The following is a 24,858-nucleotide window of genomic DNA, read 5'->3' as shown; positions in this document are numbered from 1 at the left end:
GGACACCGACGATGTCGCCGGAAAGCGAGCGGCTCCTCGCCGCTTCGGCCGTGCTGGCCGCCTATGCCGTCTTCTGCGGCCTGATCTTCTGGCGTGCGGCGCGGCGGCACCGTCATGCCGTGCCGGTCGCCGGCGCGCCGGGCGTGCCGCCGATGCTGGTCGCCTATTCCAGCCAGACGGGATTCGCCGAGGAGCTGGCGCAGCGCACGGCGGCGGTGCTCCAGGCGGGGTCGGTGCCGGTGCAGGTCAGCGACGTCGCGCAGCTTGATGGCGCCGCGCTGGCTTTGGCGGGTCGTGCGCTATTCCTGGTGAGCACTACCGGCGAGGGCGACGCGCCTGACAGCGCGGCGCGCTTCGTGCGGCGGGTGATGGGCAGCGAGGCGCGGTTGCGGGGCCTGGACTTCGGACTGCTCGCGCTCGGGGACAGCAGCTATGCCCAGTATTGCGACTTCGGACGGCGCCTGGACACATGGCTGCAGGCGCAGGGCGCGCGGCCGCTGTTCGACCGGATAGAGGTCGACAACGGCGCGGTGGACGCGCTGCAGCGCTGGCAGGCGGCAGTCGAGGGCCTTGCCGGGGCGCTGTCCGAGGCGGGCAGTATGGCCGTTCCGGAGACCTTCTCCTCCTGGCGGCTGGTGGAACGCCGCCTGCTCAATCCGGACGGCATCGGCGGCCCGGCCTTCCGGCTGGCCTTCGAAAGCGTATCCGGCGAGACCGGTTGGCAGGCCGGCGACATCGCCGTGCTCGAGCCACGCAACGCGCCGGAGGCGGTCGGGGCGTTCCTTTCGACGGCCGGCGCCGACCCGTCGCTCGCGGCGACGCTCGCCACGCGGCAATTGCCGGCGGATCCGTTGCTGTTGGCAGGTCTCGGCCCGGAGGCATGGCTCGACCGGCTGCCACCCCTGCCGCGGCGCGAATACTCCATCGCCTCGATCCCCGAGGATGGGCGGGTCGAACTGGTGGTGCGGCAGGTCCGCGATGCGGATGGCGCGTTGGGTATCGGGTCCGGCTGGCTGACCGTGCACATGCCGCTGGGTGGCGAGGCCACGCTGCGGCTCCGGCCGAACCAAGCCTTCCGCGCACCGCCGCAGGACGTGCCCCTGATCCTGATCGGCAACGGCACCGGCATCGCGGGCCTGCGCGCGCACATGCATGCGCGGCTGCGCGCCGGACGCTGCCGCAACTGGCTGCTGTTCGGCGAGCGCAGCCGCGCACGCGACTTCCTCTGCGGCGAGGAGATCGAGGGCTGGCTGGCCGATGGCGGCCTGGCGCGGCTCGACCTCGCCTTCTCCCGCGAGGCGCCGCGACGTTACGTGCAGGACGCGTTGCGCGACGCCGGCGAAGAATTGCGTCGCTGGGTCGATGCCGGCGCGGTCATCCTCGTCTGCGGAAGCCTCGAAGGCATGGCGCCGGCGGTGCATGACGTGCTGGTCGAGGCGTTGGGCGAGGATGGGATGGAAGCGCTGGCCGCGGAGGGCAGGTACCGGCGCGACGTCTATTGAACCGAGAACCCGGCGGGGAAAAAGCGGCCGGGATCCCCATCGGGAATCCCGGCCCAGGTTCTCGGGAGGAAACGTCCATCACGACCGTCAAGATCCGGCCCGCCGGATGGCAGGCCGCTCCGCCGACGGCAGGCGGAGTTCGGAGCCGCCGCTACCTGAGACCATCCAGAAGCAGGCCGCCGGTAGGGGGCAATCGGATACGGCGTCTATGGATGGAAGGCCGCGCGCAGTAGTGCCTCGCTCACCGCGGGATCGGTCGGCGGGAACGCGGCATGCAGCACGGTGCCGGCCACCGCCGCGGTCATGGCGGCCAGCCAGACGATCGCATCGGGCGATAAAGCCGGCGCGAGAAGCAGGCTGGTCATGATCCGTGCATCCGCAGCAGACCCGCGGCAGCGAGGACGGCGAAGAGCAACGCACCGCCGCCGATGGCTCGCAGGGCGAGCGCCATCATGGCCGCCCCCTCTCGGCGCCCCGGCCGCGGTCGAGGACGAGCAGCGCTACGCGCTCCGCCTCGGCCGTGCTGCGAAAACGGCTGCCGTGAAGGTCCTCGACCCGCGGGTCGATGGCCGTGAACATCCAGCCATGGTCCGCCGTGGTCGCGACGCCCAGCAGGCGTCCATTCTCCGTGATGGTGCACGAATGGATCATGCCGATCTTCCTCCGGTGCTGGTCGGCGCCGGTTCAGCCTCAGGAAACGAAGGTGTGGGCGTCCGGCGCGTCAGCCGGTGAGATGCATTCGACCGCGCCGACAGCCCACATGCACCCGGCCGCAGCCGAGGTACCGGGATCTGTCTGAAGGTGGGGCGATCTGCATTCGGTTCCATCTCCGCGGGCGACGAGCGCCGTATGTCGGCAGAGGCATTTCACATCGTCTGATCGCTATTTGTCAATAAGATCGGGTAGAAAATGGCCCTTTTCGCGATTGTAGTTAGTTGTTTTCTTTGTTCAGACGGGATCGCCAAGGGTCCCTCTATTCATCCCCATGCGTGGTAAGATGATTGCTGTGGAAACTGGTCCGATTCGTCGGGGGTGCTGAGCGAGCGAAGCCACAGCACCCGCTTCTACACTATTTTATGTCGTTTTATGTCGCACAACCCCGGGCCTCGCGGCGAAGTTGCGCCGCACGCTGCCGGCCTGCATGCCTGCACGACGGGCATCGAGCGATGCCGGCACGCCCGTCAGGCCGAGAGGACGAGCACCTTCACCTGGCTCGGCACGATGCGCATGCCCACCATGTTCGTGCTGTTCTGCATCGACATCGACGTCAGCCGCGTGACGGGCATGCCGCTCACCAGCATGGTAAAGGCGCCGAGCAGGTGGCGCGACGGCCCCATCACGGTGCCCGAGGCAACGCCCGTCGCGACGCCCGCATTGTCGCCATTCGTCAGGGGCGTCACCGTCGCCATGTTGTGCATCGGAGCACCCATGATGAGCGTGTTGAACTGGCTGGGGATCGCGGTCGGCCCCATGGCGATGTTCGGATAGGGGATCGGGACCGGCGCCGGCACTGCGGGCGTCAGGCAGACATCCGGGAAGGCCAGGTCCATGCCCATGAGCTGACAATTGGCGAACATGGCGCGCTCCGTTCAGCCGAGATGTATCTGGTGGCCGTCCACCTTCACCACCGCGCCGGCCTGGATCGTCGCCGTATCGCCCTTCAGGTGCAGGTGCCCCGAGGCGCGCTGGTCGATATCGCGGGCACGCAACTGTTCCGTCTCCTCGACGAAGCGGTAGCTGCGACGAAAGCGGCCGATCACCCGCTCGGCCAGGGTCTCGAGCGCCTCGACGATCGCGGTTGCCGTGCCGACGCGCATTGTGGCCTTCGCGCCGCGCAAGGCGAGATCCTCGACCATCACCTCTCCCTGGCGCGCCTGCAGGACCAGCGTTCCGGCCGAAAGGTCGAGCCGTCCCTCCCCCGCCGTCACCGCGCTGCCATCCGGCAACGCGACGCGCATCGGGGCCGCTCCGCGGCGTTCCAGCACGGCCAGCACGAACGCGGCATCGTGGTCCCGCGCAACGAGCACGCGATCACCAGGCTCCGGATCCACGAGGCAGGAGAAGGCACGGCGGGCATCAAGCCGTTCGCCAGCGGCGAGCAGGGTCAGGCCGGCACCCTCGCGGGCGACCACCTCGGCGGCCAGCGTCACCTCGCCCATCAGGCTCATGCCGGTCATCGCGTTCATCGGTCGATTCTCCTCATTCAGCGCATCGCCGCCCAGCGTTGCTGCCACCCATCGGCCTCGGTGCGCTCGGGGTCGGGCTTCAGCGCGCGACCACGGCCGGGGATGCGCGCCCCGGCATCGCGAATGTTGTGAAGGTTGGCGCGAAAGAGCGTCGTATCGGCCAGGTCGGCGCCTTCGAGGTCGGCGTGGCTGAGATCGGCATAAGTCATGTCGCAGCCGCCAAGCCGCGCCTGCGGCGCCTTCATGCCGACGCCGATCGTCTGGTACATCCGCGCGCCCGTGGCGTCCGCCCCGGTCAGATCGGCATCATTCAGGATGGCGTTCGACAGGTCGGCGCCGCGCAGCACCGCGCCGCGCAGATTCGCCCCCATCAGGATGGCCTTCGCCAGCACCGCGCCTTCGAAGCTGGCGCCCGACACCTGCGCGTTCTGTAGGCCGCCCTGCGTGACGTCGGCGCCGGAGAAGTTGCAGCCGGTGAGGTCGCTGCCGGTGAACTGGCATCCGACCAGGCGCAACCCCTGCATCGATCGGCCGGTGAAGGTGCAGCCGATGAAGTTCGTCCGCAGCAGGCGTGTGCCGGCAAGCCCGGCCTTCACCATGTCCGCCTCGATGAACACCGCATCCTCGCAGACGGCGCCGGAGAGGTCGATGCTGTCGGTCCGGCTTTTCAGGAAGCGGGCCTTGGTCAGGTCCGCCCCGACGAAGGCGCTGCGCGTCAGCCGCGACTGGGCGAAATTCGCCGTCCGCAGGTCCGCCCGCGTGAAGGTGGCCCCGCGCAGCCCGCACATCACCGCGTTCCACATCGGTGCCGTCACGCCATCCAGCCGGGCATGGGACATGGCGCATTCGATGAAGCTTGCCTGGGGCAGTTCCGCCCCGGAGAGGTCCGCATTGTCGAAGCGCGCGCTGGACGCCATCGACTCCCGGAAATTGGCGCCGCGCAGATTGGCGTTGGCGAAGTTTGCCTGCTCGATGACGGCGCCGGAGAGGTCGGCGCCTGAGAGGTCCAGGCCCGAGAAGTCGTGCTCGCGCCCGATCACCTCGCCGTTCCGCACCAATGCCTCGATAGTCGCACGGTTCATGCCGGCACACGACGCGGGTTGAGGCGCACCCGCGTGCGCTGGACGCGATCGAAGCGGGTTTCCGTGTCGCCGTGGATGCGCGCGAGATCGGCCTCGTAGAGGCTGGTGTCGCTGAAGTCGGCGCCACGGATGTCCGCGCGGGCGAGCGATGCGCCCATCAGATCGGCCCGGGTCACCCGCGCACCACGCAGGTCGGCGACGACGAAGCGTGCCTCCCGCGCGCGGGCCAGGTCGAAGGAGGCGCCCTGAAGCGAGCAATCAGAGAAATCCGCGCCATCCAGCACGGCGCCGTCGAACGCCGCGCTGTCGAGTTTGCTGCCGCGGAAGTTGGTGTTCCTGCCCCGCGCGCCGTCGAACCGCGCGCCGGAGAGGTCGCAGCCTTCGACAAACACCGTGCCGCTCAGCGCCGCCCCGGCGAAGACGGCGCCCGCCGCGCGCACGCTCAGCAGGCTCGCCTTGTCCAGAATCGCGCCGGAGAGGTCCGCACCCTCCATGTTGACCTTCATCAGCACGGCGGCACCGAAGCGGGTGCCGCGCGCCGTCACGCCGGCGAGGTGCGCCTCGTTCAGCACGATGTTGTCGGCGAGCGCCCCGCTCAGATCCGCACCCTCGAAGATCGCCTCACCCACCGCGGCATTGGTCAGGTCGGCCTGGACGAGCCGGGCGCCGCGGAGATCGGCGCCACGCAACGCTGCATCGCGGAGGAGCGCGCCCGAGAGATCGGCGCCGGCCAGCATGGCCCGGCCGAGATTGGCGTCTTCGAGGTCAGCGCCGGCGAAGTTCACGCTCTCGAGCCGCGCATGGGCGAGCACGGCGCGCTTCAGCGTGGCCCGCACGAGCCTGGCGCCCGTGAGAATGGCACCGTCGAGCCAAGCCTCCGACAGGTCGAACCCCGAGAGGTCGAGCCCCGAGAGATCGGCGCCGCAAAGGTCGAGACGGCGGCCATCCCGCCGACCATCCATCAGCCGTGCGCGCAACACGGCACTAGCCGCCCGGTCGCGCAGCGGCGCGGGGCGCTGGCCGTCGGCGGTCAGCAGATAGCCCTTGCGCTCGCCGTCCTCGGCCTCGCGCCACATCTTCTCGGTCGCAGCGTCAGCCAGCATGCGCCGCAGCACGCTCATGTCCTCGCCCCGCGCCTCGCCCTGCGCCGCAGCGGCCTCGAACTCCGCACGCTTCGCCGCCGCCGAGAAACTCGGCGGGCCGGCCAGCGGCCTGCGTGGGTCGGCGGGCACCATGCCTGCCGCCTTTGCCGCGGCATTGGTCTCGGCCTCGCGCGCGGCGATGAAGGCCTCGCCGTCCACCTTCGCGCGCTTGGCTTCCGCCTGGACACGCTCGATGATCGCGGGAAGCTGCTCGAGGCTCGGCACCGGCTCCTGCGGACGCGGCGGCGGCGGGCCGTACCTGGCGGGATCGAGGCCGAGCGCGGTGAGACGTTGACGCTCCCGCTCGTACTCCCGGAGCTCGCGCGCCTGGCCGCGCATCCGGAGCAGGCCCTGCTCCTCGTTCCGCTTGCGCTCGGCCTCCATCTCCGGATCTGGCAGGATGAGTGCCGCGGGCACCAGCGCACTGTCCCGCAGGGCCTCGAGAGCGCCGGTTTCCGGGTGCATCCGCGCCGCGACGACGTCGTCGAAGGCTGCCGCAGGCCGGAGCGCACCCAGCATATCGGCGCCGAGCACGAGGCGCGTCACGTCGCGCGCATCCTCCTCCTCCACCCGCACCCGGCCATGGTGGATCATCACCAGCCGCTTGTGCGCGGGGAAGAACCAGACGGTCGTGAGGGACAGCGGCACGTCCTCGAGCCGCTCCGCCCCGCGGCGCTGGAGCAGAATGCGCGGCTGGATGCCGGGCAGCCGGCCGGTCAACTCGGGCTCCTGCGGGTGCAGGTTGGTCAGGGCGTAGTCCTCGTCGCCGCGCAGGAAGCCCGGGAACCGCTGGTCGGGCGGGCCCGCCAGCAGGATGCGCCAGTCGGTGTCGCCCGCGAAGCCGGGGAACTCCTGCTCCAGCCATCTCTGGTTATGGGTGCCGGACAGCTTCGCGCGCTGCGGCCAGGCGATGTCGATCGGCCCGAAATTGATCGGCGCCGGCGCCGCGGGCCGCGATGCCCCTTGCGGGAGGACGACGTTGGGCAGCATCACGCGCATGCCCACACCCTGGATCGGCATCTCCTCGATGCCGCGGCCGAGTGGGTTGTCGGCGTAGTTCGGCCCGCCATAGGAGCGGTCCCAGCCGAGCGGCATCTCCTGGAAGGGCCGCGGCGGCGTCGGCACGCCATCCTCGATCCAGCGATCGCCCACCGCCGCGAGTTGCTTGGTGACGCCGGCGAGCCGCGCGGTGACCGTGACGGTCTGCGCCGGCACGCCGCCCGGTGCGAAGGCGCTGCCGGTCACGAGGAACTCGGCAGCCATCTTCGGCAGGGCCGGGTCGAGCGGCACGCCCGGGGGAAGGACTTCGGCGAGGAACTTCCACATCGCCACCTCGCCCAGCAGGCCAGGCTCGTCGCCGATGGGACAGAAGCTGATCGCGGAGACGCCGAGAAAGAAGCGTCGCTGAAACTCGATCGGCCGCGACATGCTCGCGAGCGCGAGCGGCTTGAAGGTCTTCATCACGCCCTCACGGTGTCAGGGCGACGCGGTCGGGGCGGTGTGGATCGTAACGCACCGCCACCTCCCGGCCCGGGGTGAAGGCATGCATCTCCGCGAGCGAGATGATGCGCCGGACCGAGGCAGGCCATGGCGACCGGCCTTCGGCCCGGACTTGGAGCCGCACGATGATCTCCGGCGTGTCATTGAAGCGATTGCCCGTATCCTCGAGTCCGAGGATCACGGCGCGCGCGGGTAAGCCATCGGCCCGCAGACGCATCTCCTCACGGTGGCGAAGGTAGCCTGGGCCCCAGACGATGGCCGGCACGGCGACGATGGTGATCGCCACGAGCGCCAGCGAGCCGAAGATGAGTGCGTTCAGCCACACGCGCGGCATCGCCTTTCCCTGGATGCCGTCAGACGAAGATCTTGATCACGGCGGCCTTGATCTCCGCGAAGCTGTAGGTATCGGCCTTCAGCCCCTTGTTCTTGATCTCGAGGCCGCCGGTCTTGATCGCAACGCCGAAATTGTCGAACTTGACGGCAGCGACGTCGAACTTGATGCCGACGAAGCCGACGGCCAGGCCGACGATGTCGAGCTTCATGCCCGCGATCCCCATCTTGAAGCCGTAGGCGTCGCCGGATGCGGCACCGGACTTGAACCAGGATGGCGCGGCCTGATTCACCGTCGGAGCCACGACGTTGATGATCTCCCCGCTGTTGGCGAGGATCGGGCCGCTCGAATTGAGGCTGATCGACGTCGTGGCCGTCAGCTCATAGGTGGACGGCGTCGAGATCTTGTAAGCGTTCGTGACTGTCTCGTCGAAAGGCCCGGTGATGGTACGGGTCTCCTTCGCGAGGAAGGTCTCATCGACATCGCCGTGGACCTTGCGGGTCTCGGTGCCGTGGATCGTCTCGTCGTTGTTGCCACCGACGTCGAGCGTCTCGTTGCGCTTGATGCCGGTGTGGCGATCGCCCGAACCGAGATTGCCCGACTTCGGGACGGCGGCGCCGCCGACGGTGTGCGTCTCGTAGTTCTCGACCTCGGTGATCAGATCACGCTCGGCATGGACGAGGATATGCTCGGACCCCTTCAGGTCCTCGAAGCGGATCTCGTTGTAATTCGACGATGAGCCCTGCATCGAGGAGCGTGACTTGATGCCGGACTGAGTCTTGTTGCCCGGCAGGTCGTAAGGCACCTCGTTCTGCTGGTTGTAGACGCGGCCGGTGACGATGGGCCGGTCGGGGTCACCTTCGAGGAAGTTCACGATCACTTCCTGCCCGACCCGCGGCAGGTGGATCTGCCCCCATTTCGCTCCGGCCCAACCCTGCGAGACGCGGACCCAGCAGGACGACCCGTCATTCGACGGCCCGTGGCGGTCCCAGGCGAACTTCAGCTTCACCCGTCCATACTTGTCGGTGTGGATCTCCTGGCCGGAAGGGCCGGTGACGATGGCGGTCTGCGGCCCCTGGATGAAGGGCCGTTCCGTCGTGCGCTCCGGCCGGAAGGGCGTGGCATAGGGGATGCAGACGAACTCGTTGTCGTAGGCGGGCGGCACATCCAGCTGGTCGTTCCACGCCTCCATGGACCAATGGCTGTAGTCCTGGCCCTTGTGGGTCACGGCGGTGACCAGCAGCTTCTCCACCGGCGGACCCTCGAGTGTGATACGGCTGCCCGCGTCGAAGCCGGCGAGACCGCTATCGCCGATCCGTCGGTGGAACCCGGCCTCCTCCACCGCGATCAGCAGGTCGGCGCGCTTCGTCGCATCCTGCGTGTCGACCTTGGGCAGCGTGTCCGTCCCGCCGTGGTACTCGGCCTGGTAGCGGCCGGGATACTCGATGCGCTTGTGGCTGCTCATCTTGCGCACGCTGCGTGTGCCCGCCGCGCGGGACTCGGCGACCACCGCGTCGACCGGGTTGAGCATGCTGTGGTCACGCACCTGCCAGTCGCCGGTGCGGAACTCGAAATGCTCATCGAGCCGCCGGATCGATCCGCCGTCCCGGCTGATCGGGATCGCCGGCCTGTTCATGTCGCGGCAGTCGCTGTTCATGTCCGACAGCATCAGCGTATGCGAGCTGGCCGTGTGCTGGTGCCAGTAGAACAGCCCGGCCTGCTCCATCAGCCGCGTGATGAAGTCGAGCGTCGATTCGCGGTACTGCACGCAGAATTCGAGCTTCGGGAAATCGTCTTCCGCCACGCGCGAGCGATGGGTCACCTTGTGCCGCGCGAGCACCTCCCGGATGATCTGCGGGATGCTGGCGTTCTGGAAGATGCGGCAGTCGGAATCGAGCGAGAGGAACCAGACCTCCGGCACGATCTCGGCATGCCATTCGTACTCGCCCTCGTGCCGCATGCGCCCGCGCGCCAGATTGCGGACGATGCCGTGGAAGGGTCGGCGCGCGTAGAGCGAGGCCAGTTCACCCTCCGCATGCGGGATGCCGAACTCCAGCGTCACCGCTTCGCCGAGCATCGACTTCACGGCATCGACCGGTTCCGCCGTCGCGAAGCTGATCGACATCTCGAAGGGACGGCACAGCGCGTCGCGGCCGTGCAGCCGCGTCAGCACCGCCTTGTCGGTCCCGAGCTTCGCCGATTGCATCGCGAGGATGCGGTCTGTCTGGTCGTAGGTCGTCGTCACGGCATCCACCTGCATCGAACCGCCAACTGCCGCTCGATCGCCGCGCTCGATCGCCGCATCGGGCGGCTTCGGAGCCGCTGAGATGCAGCCTGCTGTCGCATGAAAGGTGCTGGGCCGTCTAAGGCAGTTGCCGCGGGTCCGGCATGAAGTTCCTGTGACTTCGCATGCATGCAGACCTGTGCGAAGCGCGCCGCGGCGCTTGGAGATCGAGCGGATCGTCCGATCAGATCGAAGCACCCGCACCGACGCAACCCGGGGCGTCCACCAGGTGCAGATCCTCCCGCGCGCCGTCTTCGCCGAACACCGTCAGCCGCCTCACCGTCACGTCGCAGAGCACGCCGGGAAGGATCCGGCCCACCTGCGTCGGCGCCACCCCATCCAGCAGCGACGCGCCGCAGCGTACGACAACCCTGGCGCTCTCCGTCTCGGGGCGCACCAGCGCTACCTCGACGCAGCCGTGGCGACGGGGGGATGGTGCGACCAGGAGGTCCGCCGGGCGAATGAACACCTCGACCGGCCCGTCCCGTCCCTTCACGCGGACCATCGGCACGGGCAGGTCCCGCATCTCGAGCCAACCATCGCGCACCTCGCCGCGAAGACGGTTTGCTTCTCCGATGAACCCCGCCACGAAGGCCGTCTGCGGGTCGTCGAGCAGGGCGCGCGGCGTGCCGAACTGGACGATCCGTCCGCGATCCATCACCGCGATCCGATCGGCGAGTTCCATCGCCTCATCCTGGTCGTGCGTCACCAGCACCGATGTAATGCCCAGCCTGTCGTGCAATCCGCGCACCCAACGCCGCACCTCCTTCCGCACCAGCGCGTCGAGCGCCCCGAAGGGTTCGTCCAGCAGCAGCAGCGACGGCTCGATGGCCAAAGCGCGTGCCAGCGCCACACGCTGCCGCTGCCCGCCCGAGACCTGGTCCGGGTAGCGCCCGGCGAGGTCCGGGATCTGCACCAGTTCCAGGAGCGTCGCGACGCGTCGGGCGATATCGGCCGCCGCCGGCCGCAACCGTCGCGGTCGGACGCGCAGGCCGAAGGCAATGTTCTCGGCGATCGTCATGTGGCGGAACAGCGCGTAGTGCTGGAACACCACGCCGACGCCCCTCAGCCGAGCCGGCACGCCCGCCACATCGGTGCCGGCGATGCGCACGCTGCCCGCATCGGGGAAGTCGAGCCCGGCGAGGATGCGCAGCAGCGTGGTCTTGCCGGACCCCGAAGGCCCCAGCAGCGCAGCGAACTCGCCGGGGTGCAGCGCCAGGCTCACGCCGTCCAGCGCCGCGTTGTGACCGAAGCGGCGGACCAGCTTCTCGATCTCGACCGTCATGCGTGCTCTCCGATCCGGCGCGCGGTGAGCGTCTCAAGCAGGGTCTTCGCCGCGAGCGTCACCACGCCCAGCAGCGCAAGCAGCGCGGCGACCGCGAAGGCGCCGACGAACATGTACTCATTGTAGAGGATCTCGACATGGAGCGGCATGGTGTTCGTCTGGCCCCGGATATGGCCCGAGACGACGGACACAGCACCGAACTCCCCCATCGCCCGTGCGTTGCACAGCAGGACGCCGGCGAGCAACGCCCACTTCACATTCGGCAGCGTGACGCGGAGAAAGATCTGCCAGCCGCCGGCGCCGAGGGTTGCGGCAGCCTCCTCCTCCTCCCGCCCCTGTTCCTGCATCAGCGGAATCAGGGTGCGGGCGACGAAGGGGAAGGTGACGAAGACGGTCGCCAGCACCAGGCCCGGCAGGGCGAAGATGATCTCGAAGCCATAAGCGCGCAGCGCGGGCCCGAAATACCCCTGCGCACCGAACAGCAGTACGTAGACCAGCCCCGAGATGACCGGCGAGACGGAGAAGGGCAGTTCAATCAGCGTGATCAGCACGCGTTTGCCGGCGAAGTCGCATTTCGCGATGGCCCAGGCGGCCGCGATGCCACCGGCCGCGTTGATCGGCACCGCGATCGCGGCCACCAGCAGCGTCAGGCGGATGGCGGCGATGGAATCCGGATCGCTGATGGCCGTCCAGGCGGGCTCCCACCCGCGGCGCAGGGCCTCGGCCAACACGGCCGCAAGCGGCAGGAGGAAGATGGCGGCCGCGAGCGCCGCGCCGAGGAGCACCAGCGCGATACGCGCGGGCGCCGGGTCCTGCGTAGCGGCGCTCATCGCTGCCCTCGCCGCAGCCGGCGCTGCCACAGATTGAGCAGGAGCAGGATCGCGAAGGACAGCACCAGCATCGCCAGGCCGACCGCCGCCGCCGCCGCGTAGTTGAACTGCTCGAGCTTCACGATGATGAGCAGCGGCGCGATCTCGCTGACCATCGGCATGTTGCCGGCGATGAATATGACGCTGCCGTACTCGCCGACCGCGCGCGCGAAGCCCAGGCCGAAGCCGGTCACCGTCGCCGGCGCCAGCGCTGGCAGCACGACGCGGCGGATGGTCTGCAGCCGCGTTGCTCCCAGCGTAGCGGCCGCTTCCTCGGTTTCGGCCGGCAGGTCGCGCAGAACCGGTTCGACCGTGCGCACGATGAAGGGCAGCGCGACGAAGAACAGGGCCACGATCACGCCTGCCGGTGTGTAGGCGACCTTCCAACCCGTCACCGCCTCGATCGGCGCCCCGAGCCAGCCATTGGTCGCGAACAGCGCGGTAAGCGCGAGGCCCGCCACCGCCGTGGGCAGCGCAAAGGGCAGGTCGATCAGCGCATCGAGCACCCGGCGCCCGGGGAAGCGGTACCGCGTGATGGCCCAGGCGAGCAGGATGCCCACCGGGACGCTCGCGAGCGTCGCCGCCAGCGCACCGCCGAATGACATGCGGAAGGCCGCCAGGACGCGCGGTTCCGACAGCGCCGCGAGCACCCCCGCGGCGCCGAGTTCCCAGGGCTTGAGCGCAAGGGCGGCGAGCGGGACGATCACGATCGCCCCGAGCCAGACGACGGTGACGCCCAGCGTCAGGCCGAGCCCCGGCAATGCCTGGTGGCGCGAGGCGCTGCGAGGAGCGATCGCGCTCGCGCCCATATGGCCTCAGCGGCCGGGCCGGTAGATGCGGTCGAATACGCCGCCATCGCTGAAATGCGTGCGCTGGGCGCTGCCCCAGCCGCCGAAGGCACCGTCGATGGTGACGAGTTCGATGGTGGGGAAGCGGTCCCCCGCCGCGCGCAGCAGGTCGGCGTGGCGGGGACGGTAGAAGTGCTTGGCCGCGATGCGCTGGCCTTCATCGGAATAGAGATGGTTCAGATAGGCCTCCGCGATGCTGCGCGTGCCGCGGCGCTCGACATTCTGGTCCACCACCGCAACCGGCGGCTCGGCGAGAATGGAGAAGGGGGGATAGACGATCTCCAGCCCTGCCTGCGGGAACTCCCGCAGCGCGAGATGGGCTTCGTTCTCCCAGGCCAGCAGCACGTCGCCCTGTCGTCGCTGGACGAAAGTGGTGGTCGATCCGCGCGCGCCGGTGTCGAGCACCGGCACCTGGCGGAATAGCTGGCCCGTCGCCTCCTCGGCGGTAGCCGCGCTGCCGCCAGGCTGGCGCAGCGCCCACGCCCATAAGGCAAGATAGTTCCACCGCGCCCCGCCCGAGGTCTTGGGGTTTGGCGTGATCACCGCGACGCCGGGCTTCAGCAGGTCGCCCCAGTCGCGTAGCCCTTTCGGATTCCCACGCCGCACCAGGAAGACGATGGTGCTGGTGTAGGGGGTGCTGTTCTCCGGCAGCCGCGTCTGCCAGTCGCGCGCGAGCAGTCCCCGGCCGGCGATTTCGTCGATGTCATAGGCGAGCGCCAGGGTGACGACATCGGCCCCCAGCCCGTCGATCACCGCCCGCGCCTGTCGACCCGACCCGCCATGGGAGGTGTTGATCGTCGGCCGCTGATTGCCGCGCGCTGCCCACTGCGCGGCGAAGGCGGCGTTAAACTCGCGGTAGAACTCACGAGTGGGGTCGTAGGAGACGTTGAGCAACGTGGGCACCGTCTGGCCGCGGACGGGGGCCGCGGCCATGGCGCCGGCTACCGCGAATGCCTCGCGGCGCGAGAAGGTCGGGAAGCTCATCGCATCAGGCCTCCGGGCGGGGGATATGGGGTGCGTGCAGGCCGTCACGGAGCCGCTCGACGGATCGTGAAGGCCCGCGGAACTTTTCGGTAGCCGACCAGGTCAGGTTCGGAGAAAGTGCCTCATCAGCGCCGCGGCGAGGTGGGGTGAGCGTCTGCTGTGACCTCTCCCTCGTATGCGGCATGAGGACGCTGGAGGACCTGCTTGATGACGATCGTCGCGCCAGGAATCAACGCGGCGTCTCATGTCATCGATAGCGCTTGCCGCACGGTCCTGCGCGTTGAGGGTTGATCCGGTGCTCGACGAGACGAACGCCCGCGCAGGGAGGGCCGTTCGCCTGGCGGGTGGACGTTTCAGGATGGGGTCGGACAGGCATTATCCCGAGGAACGACCGGCGCATGAGGCAACGGTCGCGTCTTTCGCGATGGACGAGACCCCGGTCACGAACGCAGCATTCGCCGGCTTCGTCGCCGCGACCGGCTATGTCACGGTCGCCGAACGCCCACTGGACCCCGCGACGTATCCGGGGGCGAGGCCCGAGATGCTGCAGCCCGGCAGTCTGGTCTTCCACATGACGGATGGGCCGGTCGACACGTCCGATTATCGCAACTGGTGGCGCTGGGTACCCGGTGCATGCTGGCGCCACCCCGAAGGGCCGGGCAGCGACGTCAGCGGCCGCGCCGAGCACCCGGTGGTGCAGATCGCCTATGAGGACGCCGAAACCTTCGCCCGCTGGGCCGGCAAAGATTTGCCGACGGAAGCCGAGTGGGAATACGCCGCGCGCGGCGGCCTCGACGGTGCCGAATTCGCCTGGGGCGACGAGTTGACGCCCGGCGGCGTGCACATGGCGAACACCTGGCAGGGTCCCTTCCCCTGGCGCAACTTCGAGGCCGACGGCTTTGCCAGTACGTGCCCGGTGCACAGCTTCCCACCCAACGCCTACGGCCTGTTCGGGATGTGCGGCAATGTGTGGGAATGGACGAGCGACTGGTTCGCGCTGCGCCACATGCCGGATCAGCCGACCTGCTGCGGCGGCGGTCGCGGTCCGACCCTCGAAGGCAGCTACGACCCTGCGCAGGTGAATATCCGTATTCCGCGCAAGGTGGTGAAGGGCGGGTCCTTCCTTTGCGCGCCAAGCTATTGCCGCCGATACCGGCCGGCAGCGCGCCATGCGCAGATGGTGGACAGCGGGATGAGCCATATCGGCTTCCGCTGCATTGCACGGCCGGACGGCACAATGGGAGAGTCAGCATGAATGATCGCGACACGGCGGGCCGGGTGAACCGCCGCAACATGCTGCTCGGCGGGGCGGCGACGCTCGGCGGGACGACGCAGATGGCGCAAGCTCAGCAGCGGCCTCCGGCCCCGGCCCAGCCAGTTGCGCCTGCGCAGCCTCAGGCGGCGCAGGCGGCGACCACCAGGCCGAACATCATCGTCATCTGGGGCGACGATGTCGGGCAGTCGAACATCAGCTACTGGTCGCGCGGCCTGATGGGCTATCGGACGCCCAACATCGATCGTGTCTTCAACGAGGGCATGGCGTTCACCGATTACTACGCCGAGCAGTCCTGCACCGCCGGCCGGTCCGCCTTCATCACCGGCCAGTGCGTCGCGCGCACCGGCCTGTCCAAGGTCGGCCTGCCGGGGGCTGCCGCCGGGATGCAGGCCGAGGATCCGACCATCGCGACGATCCTGAAGGGAATGGGCTACGCGACCGGGCAGTTCGGCAAGAACCACCTCGGCGACCGCGACGAGCACCTGCCGACCGCGCATGGCTTCGACGAGTTCTTCGGCAATCTCTACCACCTGAATGCCGAGGAGGAGCCGGAGAACGAGGATTATCCGCGCAACCCGGAGTTCCGCCGCCGCTTCGGCCCGCGCGGCGTCATCAAGAGCTTCGCCGATGGTCGTATCGAGAATACCGGCCCGCTGACGCGGCAACGCATGCAGACCGTCGACGACGAGTTCCTCGCCGCCGGCATGGACTTCATGGACCGGCAGAAGGCCGCGAACAGGCCGATGTTCGTGTGGATGAATTCCACGCGGATGCACTTCCGCACCCATGTGCCGCCGAGCTTCCGCGGGCAGTCAGGCCTGAACGAATATGCGGATGGCATGCTCCAGCATGACGATTGGGTCGGGAAGATCCTGAAGAAGATCGATGATCTCGGCATCGCCGACAACACGATCGTCATCTACGGCACCGACAACGGCCCGCATTTCAATTCCTGGCCGGATGCGGCGGTGACGCCCTTCCGCAGCGAGAAGAACAGCAACTGGGAAGGTGCGTATCGTGTACCCTTCGCAGTACGGTGGCCGGGCCGCATCCAGCCGGGCAGCGTGTCGAACCAGGTCGTCTCCAACCTCGACTGGTTTCCCACGCTCGTCGCCGCTGCCGGCGACAACGACATCAAGCAGAAGCTGCTGCAAGGCTTTGCGGTCGGCGGGCGCACCTACAAGGTGCATCTGGACGGCTACGATCAGTTGCCGCTGCTGACCGGCCAGACGCAGGACGGGCCGCGGAAGGAATTCTACTACTTCAACGACGACGGCCAGATGGTCGCGATGCGCTACGAACGGTGGAAGGTCGTGTTCATGGAGAACCGCGGCGTCGGCTTCGGCGTCTGGCGGGAACCCTTCACGACGCTGCGCGTGCCCAAGCTGTTCGACCTGCGCATGGACCCCTACGAGCGCGCCGACGAGAGCAGCAACACCTACAATGACTGGTTCATGAGCCGGGTGTACCTGCTGGTTCCGGCGCAGGCCATGGCGCGACAGTTCCTCGAAACCTTCCGGGAGTTCCCACCGCGCCAGCGGCCGGACAGCTTCAACCTCGACGGGATCCTCCGACAGATGGAGAGTGCGGCGTCGGGCGGCGGCTAACCGTTCAGGCCCATGTTGCCGACGCGCACCGCGCTGCGCGTCGGCTGCTCCAAGCAATGCCAATGCGCGGGACGAAGGCACCGCCTCCTCGACGCTTTGTCGCGGAGCCTGCACGAGGAATGCCATGAACGACCGTGATCCCGCTGGCAGGTTGAATCGGCGCAACATTCTGCTCGGCGGCGCGGCGGGCCTCGGAGCCGGCGCGCAGATGGCGCAGGCGCAGCAGGCCCCGACAGGGGGCGTGGTGGCACCTCGGCCGACGTCGCCCGCGCCGGCATCCGGACAGCAGCGTCAGCCCAACATCCTCGTGATCTTCGGCGACGACATCGGTCTGTGGAACATCAGCTACAACAATCGCGGCGACATGCAGTACCGCACGCCCAATATCGACCGGATCCATGCGGAAGGCGCGACGTTCAGCGATTACTACGGCGAGCAATCCTGCACGGCCGGCCGCGCCGCCTTCATCACCGGTCAGTCGCCCGTGCGCACGGGACTGACCAAGGTTGGCGTGCCGGGTGCGACTGTCGGCCTGCAGAAGGAGGACCCGACGATCGCCGAGCTGCTCAAGCCGCTCGGCTACGCCACGGGCCAGTTCGGCAAGAACCACCTGGGCGACAAGGACGAATTCCTGCCGACTCAGCACGGCTTCGACGAGTTCTTCGGCAACCTTTACCACCTGAACGCGGAGGAGGAGCCGGAACGCCCTAACTACCCGCGCGACCCGGAGTTCCGTCGCCGCTTCGGCCCGCGCGGCGTCATCCGCAGCTTCGCCGATGGTCGCATCGAGGACACCGGCCCGCTGAACCGCAAGCGGATGGAGACGATCGACGACGAGACGACCGCCGCCTGCATGGACTTCATCGATCGTCAGCATGCTGCGAACAAGCCATTCTTCGTCTGGCACAATGCCACGCGCATGCACGTCTACACGCATGTCCCGCCGAATTACGACGGGCGCACCGGGCTGAACTTCTACGCCGACGGCATGGTCCAGCATGACGACCATGTCGGACTGATCCTGAAGAAGCTCGACGACCTCGGTATCGCCGACAACACCATCGTGATCTACTCCACCGACAACGGGCCGCATTTCAACGAATGGCCAGATGGCGCGATCACGCCTTATCGCGGCGAGAAGGATACCAACTGGGAGGGCGGCTTCCGCGTGCCCTGCGCCGTCCGCTGGCCCGGCCACATCCAGCCCGGCAAGCGCATCACCGGCATCGTGCAGGCGAATGACTGGATGCCGACCTTGCTCGCCGCCGCCGGAGTGCCGGACATCAAGGAGAAGCTGCTCACCGGATACGCCGCCGGCGACAAGACCTTCAAGGTCCATCTCGACGGCTACAACCAACTGCCGACCCTGACGGGCGACACGCCCAGCGCGCGCGACGAATTCTTCTACTTCAACGACGATGGCGGCCTGGTTGCCGTGCGGAAGGGGCGCTTCAAGTACATCTTCGGCGAGCAGCGTTCCCGCGGCTTCCGCGTCTGGATGGACCCCTTCGTAAACCTGCGCGTGCCCCTGATCATCGATCTGAAGATGGACCCGTTCGAGCGGGCGCCGACCGATTCCAACAACTACTACCACTGGCTGATCCAGAACGCGTTCCTGGTCCTGGTCGCGCAGGAGACGACCGCCCAGTGGGTTTCGAGTTTCCGCGAATTCCCGCCGAGACAGACGCCGGCATCGTTCAACGTCGACCAGATCCTGCAGCAGCTTACGCAGGCGGCGCGGGCGGTGCAGCGGTGAGCGGAACGGAGGCCGCGACCGACGCCCGCGCGGCCTTCGCTGATCTGCGCGTCCGCATGGGTCAGGCCATCATCGGCCAGGAACGGGTGATCGAGCGCCTGCTCATCGCCCTGCTGGCCGATGGCAACGTGTTGGTCGAGGGCCTGCCGGGCGTGGCCAAGACACGCTCGGTCAAGGCGCTGGCTAAGAACCTGGATGCGCGGTTCCGGCGAATCCAGTTCACCCCGGACCTGCTGCCTTCCGACGTCGTGGGGAGCGAGATCTACGAGCAGAAGACCGGCGAGTTCCGCTTCGACCCCGGCCCCGTCTTCGGCAATATAGTGCTGGTGGACGAGATCAATCGCGCGCCGGCCAAGGTGCAGTCCGCCCTGTTGGAAGCGATGGAGGAGCGGCAGGTCACGGTCAGCGGGCAGACGCACGCGCTGCCGCCGCTTTTCCTCGTCATGGCGACGCAGAACCCGATCGAGCAGGAAGGCACCTATCCGCTGCCCGAGGCGCAGCTCGACCGCTTCCTGATGAAGGTGTCCGTGGATTATCCCCCCGCCACGGACGAACGCGCCATCCTTCGCCTGGTCCGGGGGGAGGAGCAGGCGAAGCACGGCGCGACCCCCACGGCGCCGGCGCCCATCCCGCAGCAGGCGGTGTTCGACGCCCGTGCCGCGATGTCGCGCCTTACCGTCGCCGAGGCGATCGAGGACTACATCGTCGCCCTGGTCTGCGGCACGCGGGATGCGGCTGCGCTCGACAAGGATCTCGGCACCTGGATCGAGATCGGCGCCAGCCCGCGCGCCTCCATCGCGCTCGACCGCGCGGCGCGTGCCCATGCCTGGCTGAACGGCCAGGACCACGTCTCGCCGGACAATATCCGCGCCGTCGCGCCCGATGTGCTGCGCCACCGGCTGATTCTCTCCTACGAGGCGAGTGCGGACCGCATCACGGCCGATGGGGCGGTGGAGCGGCTGATCTCCCTGACCGCCGTCGCGTGAAGGTGCCATGGACCCCCGCATCGTCCCGACGCTGGAAAGCCTGATTCTTCTCCAGCACGAGGCGCGCGGCTTCTCCTTCCTGCACAGACAGCCGGTTACCAGCCTGCTTGCGGGCAGGCGTGCGTCACGCATTCGCGGCCGCGGCCTCGCCTTCGAGGAATTGCGCGCCTATCGCCCGGGTGACGACCCCCGCAGCATCGATTGGCACGCCAGCGCCCGCACCGGGCGCACCCAGACGCGGGTCTTCACCGAGGAACGAGACCGCCCGACGCTGCTCGTGGTGAACATGACCGCGGCGACCTTCTTCGGCACGCGGCACGCGACCAAGACGGCGATCATCGCGCAGACCGCCGCACTCGCGGCTTGGCGCGGCCTGCAGAGCGGGGACCGCATCGGCGCGCTGGTCTTCGCCGATGACGGCATCGACGAGTATCGCCCTGCCCGCAGCCGCGACGCGGTGATGCGGGTGCTGGGCAGCCTCGCCATCCGCGCCGCGGCGTTGGCGGCAGCGGCGGTACGGCCAGTCTCCGCGGCACCGCTGAACGAGGCGCTGCGTCGTGCCGAGCGTCTCGCCGGGCATGACTGGCTGGTCCTGCTGATCAGCGACCTCAATGCGGCGGATGACGACAGTGCTGCGATCCTCGGCCGGATCGCGCGACACAATGACGTGGTGGCCGTGGCGGTGTCCGACCCCATCGAACGCGACCTGCCCGCGCCGCCCTGGCGCGGCATAGCGACGGATGGCGCGCGGCGGGCCGTGTTGGACCCGAGGCAAGGCGGCCTCGGCCAACGCGTCCGGCAGGCGCATGCCGCGCGGCTCGATGAGCTACGCTCCGGCGGGCTGAAGCTCAAGACACCGGTCCTGCCGATCGGCACGGACGCGGAGGCAGCGGGGCAGCTTCGCCGGCTGCTCGGTGCCGCTGCGGCGCCGAGGCGCGCCCCATGACGGCGGACACCCCGACGCGGGAGGCGATGCACGGCCTCATCCTGCCGCCGCCGGTTGCCTTCTGGCCTGCAACGCCGGCCTGGTATGCGGTGTACGGCATCGTTGCGGCGCTGCTGGCCTGGTGTGGCTGGCTGGCCTGGCGCCGCTGGCGGGCGAATGCCTACCGCCGGGAGGCGCTGCGCGCCGTGGCAGGTGCGGCACCGGCGGAGATCGCCGCCATCCTCAAGCGGGCCGCGCTCGCCGCCTGGCCCCGCGCGCAGGTGGCCGGGCTGGCCGGGGCGGATTGGGCCGCCTTCCTGCGCCGCACCGCGCCGCGGGCGGGGCTCGACGCCGCCGCAGCGGAGCGGCTTGCAATGCTCGCCTATGCGCCCGCCGGACCATCGGCCCGCAGCGACGCCGAACGCTGGATCCGGTTCCATGACCCTCGCCTTTGACCACCCCTGGGCACTTGTCCTGCTGCCCCTGCCGCTGCTGGTGCGCTTTCTCCTGCCAGCGTATCGCGCGCAAAGCATGGCGTTGCGCCTGCCGATGCTCACCCGCCTCGCCGGCAGCCAAGCGCCGCCGCCGATGACGGCGCGGCCCGGCGCGCTGCGCATCGCGCTGGCCTCCCTCGCCTGGCTGCTGCTGGTCGCGGCCGTCGCCGCGCCGGTGCGCATCGAGCCGCCCGTGACGCGGGAGACGGGCGGGCGCGACGTGCTGCTCGCCCTTGACCTGTCAGGTTCGATGGAAACCCAGGACATGGAAGCGCCGGGCGGGTCTGAGACGAGCCGGCTGGATGCGGCGCGCACGGTACTCAAGGACTTCATCGCCCGCCGGAAGAATGACCGCCTCGCCCTCATCGTCTTCGGCACCGCGGCCTTCGTGCTCGCCCCCTTCACCCCCGACCACGCGGTGCTCACCACGCTGCTCGACGAGACGGCGCCGCGCATGGCCGGACCGCAGACCATGATCGGGGATGCGATCGGCCTCGCCGCGCAAGCCTTCGAACGCGCGCAGGTCAGCGGCCGGATGATGATCCTGCTGACCGACGGCAACGACACCGGCAGCCGCGTGCCGCCGCAGCGCGCGGCGGAGATCGCCGGCCGGCTCGGCGTGAGGATCTACACCGTCTCGCTTGGCGATCCCGCCGCCGTCGGCGAAGCCGCGCTCGACATCCCGGCACTGGAAGCCATCGCCAAGGCGACCGGCGGGGCGCATTTCCACGCTGCCGATCCCACGGCGCTGTCGGAGATCTATCGCCGCATCGACGCTATGGAACCGACGCCCGCGCAGTCGCAGTCCTGGCGGCCGCGCACGCCGTTGTTTGCATGGCCGCTGGCCGGCTTCGCGCTGATCGCGGCGATGCTCCTGCTGCGGCCATGGCGGCGTGGGATCGTGAGGCCGGCATGACCGACTGGCTGCACGCCTTCCATTTCCTCCGGCCATGGTGGCTGCTGCTGGCGCTCGCCGGCCCGGCGGCGCTGTGGCTCGACCATGCAAGGAGGCGAGAAGCCGGTGGATGGCGCAGCGTGGTCGCCCCGCATCTGCTCGACGTGCTGCTCGTTGCCGACGGGCCGCGCGCAAGGCTGCGCCCCGCCATCGTCGCGGCGGCGCTGTTTCCGCTGGCCGGGCTCGCACTTGCAGGGCCGAGCTGGCAGCGCGAACCCAATCCGTTCGTCACGGACCGCGCAACCATGGTGGTCGCGCTCGACCTCTCGCGCGCAGCACAGCCCTCGCTCGAGGCCGGCAAGCGCAAGATCCGCGACCTCGTCGCGGCTCGAGCGGGCGCTCGCACGGGACTCGTCGCCTATGCCGGCACGGCCCATCGCGTCCTGCCGCCGACCGACGATACGCGGCTGATCGAGACCTATCTCGCCGCGCTGACACCAGCCGTGATGCCGCGCGACGGTGAGGCGGCGGCAGCCGCGCTGACGGCCGCCATCGCCGTGCTCGATGCGGATCCCGGCGCGGGGACGGTCGTCTTCGTGACACCGTCAGTCCCGGCGGACGGGGCCACGGCCTTCTCGGCGGCCCTGGGCGGGAGCCGGCACGCCGGGCTGGTGCTCGCGACGGGGGGCGGCCCCTTCGACGGCGCCCCCGGTGCCCCGGTCGTGACACCGACGCCCGACACGCGGGATGTGGAAGCCATCGCGGCGCGGGCGCAGCGGCATTTCTCGCTCACGCCCGCCGATGATCCGGCGATGCGGTGGCTGGATGCGGGACCGTGGGTGGCGCTGCTGCTGGTGCCGCTCGCGGCGCTCTTCGCGCGGCGCGGCTTTCTTGCGGCGACGCTGGTCGCGCTGCTGCTGGGCGGCCGGCCTGCTCTGGCGGCGGAGGGCGACAGCAGCTGGTTCTGGCGGCTCTGGCTCACACCCGACCAGCGCGCGCAGTTCCTGCTCGATCGGGGCGAGCCGGCTCGGGCGGCGGCGCTGTTCACCGACCCGGTCAGGCGCGGCGCCGCGCTTTACGCCGCCGGCGACTACGAGGGCGCGGCGGCGGCCTTCGCCCAGGCATCCGGCGCGGTCGCCGCCTATGACCGCGGCAATGCGCTGATGATGCGCCCGCAGGGGTGGAACGACGCCATCCCGGCCTATGATCGCGCTTTGCAGCTTCGCCCGGACTTCCCCGAGGCCCGGCAGAACCGCGCCATCGCCGAAGCCTTCCGGCAGCAGCAGGCCGATGCCGAACGCCAGCGCGAGCAGAACCAGACCGACGATCCCTTCGCCCGCCCGCCCGATCCCGACCAGATCGTCGCCGACGGCCGGCGGCAGCAGGACCAACAAGGGCAGGAACCGCAGCAGGGCCGGCAGCAGGGCCTGTCGGACGACCAGATCCAGCAGATGTGGATGCGCCGCGTCGGCGGTACGCCGGCGGATTTCCTGCGCCAGCGCTTCGCCCGCCAGGCAGCGGAAGTCGGCAGATGATGCGGCGCGTCGGCCTCCTGCTCATCCTCGCGATCCCGGCCCAGGCCCAGGACCGGACGCCCGACCCGCCCTGGCGGCAGCGGTCCGGGCAGGTGCCGTCGGACCGGCCCATACCGGCGCAGAACGCGGCACCTTTCGTGCTGCGCGTCGTCGTTTCTCCGGAAGGCCCGGTCTGGGTCGGCCAGCGCATCACCGTGACACTTACGGCGATGACGCCGGTGCGCTTCGCCGCACCCCCCGCCTGGCCCGATGTCACGGCATCGACGGGTCGTCTCCTCGTCCTGCCGGAGGCCAGCACCGTGCCGGGAAGCGAGCGTGTGGACGGACAGACCTACTCCGTGCTCCAGCACACGGTCTCGGCCTTCGCGGCGGCGCCTGGTCCGCTGGTCATCGCTCCGATCGTCATGGCGGTCCGGGTTGGCGGTCCGGACGGGCAGGCCATGGCGGCGGAGGCGACGGCGGAGGTGCGGCCGATCACTGCGCGCCTTCCGCCCGGTGTCGAGGACGCCGCACGGCTCGTGGTCGCGCCCGCCTTCCGCATGACGGCCGGCGTTGAGGGCGGGGAGCAACCGCGCGTCGGCGAGGCCGTCGTGCGGACGCTCCGCATGGAGGCGGAGGACACCGCCGCCATGCTGTTGCCGCCCGGCGCCTGGGGCGAACCCGAGGGGGTGCGGACCTATCCCGATCCGCCGGTGCTGCAGGACCGCAGTGACCGTGGCAACCTCCATGCGCTACGCAGCGAACGCGTCGCTTTCGTGCCGCAGCGGCCGGGAAAGCTCGAGCTCCCTGGCTTCTCGGTGACCTGGTTCGAGCCGCGCAGTGGCCGCGCGCGCGAGGTCCGGGTCGAACCCCTCCAGCTGGACGTACTCCCAGCCGCCGCAGGCGGCGGGACCACGGCCGCCGAACCGAAGCGCCGGGAACGCTGGCTGTTGCCCGCGGGTACCGGCGCCGCCGCCGCGCTGGCCGGGCTGCTGCTGTGGTCGTGGCGCAGGCGGCGGCTGGCCAGGCCAGCGCCCTTCCGGGCCCTCGCCGCGGCCTGCCGCACGCGGGACCCGAAGGCGGCGCTGCGTGCGCTCTACCATTGGGCCGATGGCCTGCTGCCGCCGGGCAGCGAGCGCACGATCGCCGCGCTGGCCCGCCGCGCCGAGGTGCCGGAGCTGGTGGAACAGGCGGCGCGGCTCGACGCGCAACTCGCTTCGCACGGCGCTGGCCGATGGGAAGGCCGGCCGCTGCTCGACGCGGCGCGCCGCGTGGAACGCAGCCTGCACCGCGCGGCACCCCGCACAGGAAGGGTGGCGCTGCCTGCCCTCAATCCGACCAGCCTGCCGCGGCGCGCTCCGCGCCTGACCCAACCGTATTGGCTTCGCTGAT

22 protein-coding genes are annotated in these 24,858 nt (G+C 69.5%); 10 read left to right on the top strand and 12 right to left on the bottom strand.

Features of this window, described 5'->3' with window-relative positions; translation table 11 throughout:
• Window positions 1–11 precede the first annotated feature (11 nt).
• Window positions 12–1,502, top strand: a complete 1,491-nt coding sequence (locus tag GXW78_RS19195) for a sulfite reductase subunit alpha (protein WP_211870509.1) — start codon at window positions 12–14, stop codon at window positions 1,500–1,502.
• A gap of 206 nt (window positions 1,503–1,708) precedes the next feature.
• Here GXW78_RS19195 and GXW78_RS19190 read toward each other — a convergent pair whose 3' ends face one another.
• The 12 genes from GXW78_RS19190 to GXW78_RS19135 form a co-directional block, all read right to left on the bottom strand.
• The gene (locus tag GXW78_RS19190) at window positions 1,709–1,867 is read right to left on the bottom strand and encodes a hypothetical protein (RefSeq protein WP_211870508.1); all 159 of its coding nucleotides are present in this window, start codon (window positions 1,865–1,867) and stop codon (window positions 1,709–1,711) included.
• An 85-nt stretch (window positions 1,868–1,952) separates the two neighbouring features.
• Window positions 1,953–2,153 carry a hypothetical protein gene (locus GXW78_RS19185; RefSeq protein ID WP_211870507.1) on the bottom strand — a complete coding sequence of 67 codons (201 nt, stop codon included), beginning with the start codon at window positions 2,151–2,153 and terminating at the stop codon, window positions 1,953–1,955.
• Between the two features lie 530 nt (window positions 2,154–2,683).
• Window positions 2,684–3,079: a DUF4150 domain-containing protein gene (locus GXW78_RS19180; RefSeq protein ID WP_211870506.1), complete on the bottom strand. Its 396-nt coding sequence runs from the start codon at window positions 3,077–3,079 to the stop codon at window positions 2,684–2,686.
• 12 nt (window positions 3,080–3,091) lie between these two features.
• Window positions 3,092–3,688, bottom strand: a complete 597-nt coding sequence (locus tag GXW78_RS19175; protein WP_211870505.1) for a DUF3540 domain-containing protein — start codon at window positions 3,686–3,688, stop codon at window positions 3,092–3,094.
• A 17-nt stretch (window positions 3,689–3,705) separates the two neighbouring features.
• On the bottom strand, window positions 3,706–4,770 hold the full coding sequence (locus tag GXW78_RS19170; RefSeq protein ID WP_211870504.1) for a pentapeptide repeat-containing protein: 1,065 nt from the start codon (window positions 4,768–4,770) through the stop codon (window positions 3,706–3,708).
• On the bottom strand, window positions 4,767–7,373 hold the full coding sequence (locus GXW78_RS19165) for a DUF2169 family type VI secretion system accessory protein (protein WP_246522419.1): 2,607 nt from the start codon (window positions 7,371–7,373) through the stop codon (window positions 4,767–4,769). Before GXW78_RS19165 ends, GXW78_RS19170 begins: the two co-directional genes overlap by 4 nt.
• Window positions 7,374–7,380: 7 nt before the next feature.
• Window positions 7,381–7,746 (bottom strand): DUF3592 domain-containing protein, encoded by a 366-nt coding sequence (locus GXW78_RS19160; RefSeq protein ID WP_211870502.1) that lies wholly within the window; start codon window positions 7,744–7,746, stop codon window positions 7,381–7,383.
• Between the two features lie 19 nt (window positions 7,747–7,765).
• Window positions 7,766–9,988 carry a type VI secretion system Vgr family protein gene (locus tag GXW78_RS19155; protein ID WP_211870501.1) on the bottom strand — a complete coding sequence of 741 codons (2,223 nt, stop codon included), beginning with the start codon at window positions 9,986–9,988 and terminating at the stop codon, window positions 7,766–7,768.
• Window positions 9,989–10,211: 223 nt separating this feature from the next.
• Complete coding sequence (locus GXW78_RS19150) at window positions 10,212–11,312, bottom strand: sulfate/molybdate ABC transporter ATP-binding protein (RefSeq protein ID WP_211870500.1); 1,101 nt, start codon at window positions 11,310–11,312, stop codon at window positions 10,212–10,214.
• The gene (gene cysW / locus GXW78_RS19145) at window positions 11,309–12,142 is read right to left on the bottom strand and encodes a sulfate ABC transporter permease subunit CysW (protein ID WP_211870499.1); all 834 of its coding nucleotides are present in this window, start codon (window positions 12,140–12,142) and stop codon (window positions 11,309–11,311) included. The genes GXW78_RS19150 and cysW overlap by 4 nt, the downstream gene beginning before the upstream one ends.
• Entirely contained in the window at window positions 12,139–12,990 is an 852-nt protein-coding gene (gene cysT / locus GXW78_RS19140) for a sulfate ABC transporter permease subunit CysT (RefSeq protein ID WP_211870498.1), read from the bottom strand. The genes cysW and cysT overlap by 4 nt, the downstream gene beginning before the upstream one ends.
• 6 nt (window positions 12,991–12,996) lie before the next feature.
• The gene (locus GXW78_RS19135; protein WP_211870497.1) at window positions 12,997–14,013 is read right to left on the bottom strand and encodes a sulfate ABC transporter substrate-binding protein; all 1,017 of its coding nucleotides are present in this window, start codon (window positions 14,011–14,013) and stop codon (window positions 12,997–12,999) included.
• A gap of 244 nt (window positions 14,014–14,257) precedes the next feature.
• Here GXW78_RS19135 and GXW78_RS19130 point away from each other — a divergent pair, with 244 nt between their 5' ends.
• The 9 genes from GXW78_RS19130 (at window position 14,258) to GXW78_RS19090 (ending at window position 24,857) form a co-directional block, all read left to right on the top strand.
• Window positions 14,258–15,268, top strand: a complete 1,011-nt coding sequence (locus GXW78_RS19130) for a formylglycine-generating enzyme family protein (RefSeq protein WP_272876873.1) — start codon at window positions 14,258–14,260, stop codon at window positions 15,266–15,268.
• Entirely contained in the window at window positions 15,265–16,896 is a 1,632-nt protein-coding gene (locus tag GXW78_RS19125) for an arylsulfatase (protein WP_211870495.1), read from the top strand. Before GXW78_RS19130 ends, GXW78_RS19125 begins: the two co-directional genes overlap by 4 nt.
• Window positions 16,897–17,020: 124 nt before the next feature.
• Window positions 17,021–18,652 (top strand): arylsulfatase, encoded by a 1,632-nt coding sequence (locus GXW78_RS19120; RefSeq protein WP_211870494.1) that lies wholly within the window; start codon window positions 17,021–17,023, stop codon window positions 18,650–18,652.
• Entirely contained in the window at window positions 18,649–19,638 is a 990-nt protein-coding gene (locus GXW78_RS19115) for a MoxR family ATPase (RefSeq protein WP_338147790.1), read from the top strand. Before GXW78_RS19120 ends, GXW78_RS19115 begins: the two co-directional genes overlap by 4 nt.
• 7 nt (window positions 19,639–19,645) lie before the next feature.
• Entirely contained in the window at window positions 19,646–20,584 is a 939-nt protein-coding gene (locus tag GXW78_RS19110; RefSeq protein WP_211870493.1) for a DUF58 domain-containing protein, read from the top strand.
• Window positions 20,581–21,018, top strand: a complete 438-nt coding sequence (locus GXW78_RS19105) for a DUF4381 domain-containing protein (RefSeq protein WP_211870492.1) — start codon at window positions 20,581–20,583, stop codon at window positions 21,016–21,018. The genes GXW78_RS19110 and GXW78_RS19105 overlap by 4 nt, the downstream gene beginning before the upstream one ends.
• Window positions 21,002–21,973, top strand: a complete 972-nt coding sequence (locus GXW78_RS19100; protein ID WP_211870491.1) for a VWA domain-containing protein — start codon at window positions 21,002–21,004, stop codon at window positions 21,971–21,973. The genes GXW78_RS19105 and GXW78_RS19100 overlap by 17 nt, the downstream gene beginning before the upstream one ends.
• Window positions 21,970–23,487, top strand: coding sequence for a VWA domain-containing protein (locus GXW78_RS19095; RefSeq protein ID WP_211870490.1), 1,518 nt, complete (start codon window positions 21,970–21,972; stop codon window positions 23,485–23,487). The genes GXW78_RS19100 and GXW78_RS19095 overlap by 4 nt, the downstream gene beginning before the upstream one ends.
• Window positions 23,484–24,857, top strand: coding sequence for a BatD family protein (locus GXW78_RS19090; protein WP_211870489.1), 1,374 nt, complete (start codon window positions 23,484–23,486; stop codon window positions 24,855–24,857). The genes GXW78_RS19095 and GXW78_RS19090 overlap by 4 nt, the downstream gene beginning before the upstream one ends.
• Window position 24,858: the final 1 nt, after the last annotated feature.

It is taken from the genome of Neoroseomonas terrae (genome assembly GCF_018129025.1).
GTDB classification, from domain to species: Bacteria; Pseudomonadota; Alphaproteobacteria; order Acetobacterales; family Acetobacteraceae; genus Neoroseomonas; species Neoroseomonas terrae.
The sequence above is the reverse complement of the archived record's forward strand: the minus strand, read 5'-3'. Positions and strand labels throughout refer to the sequence as shown.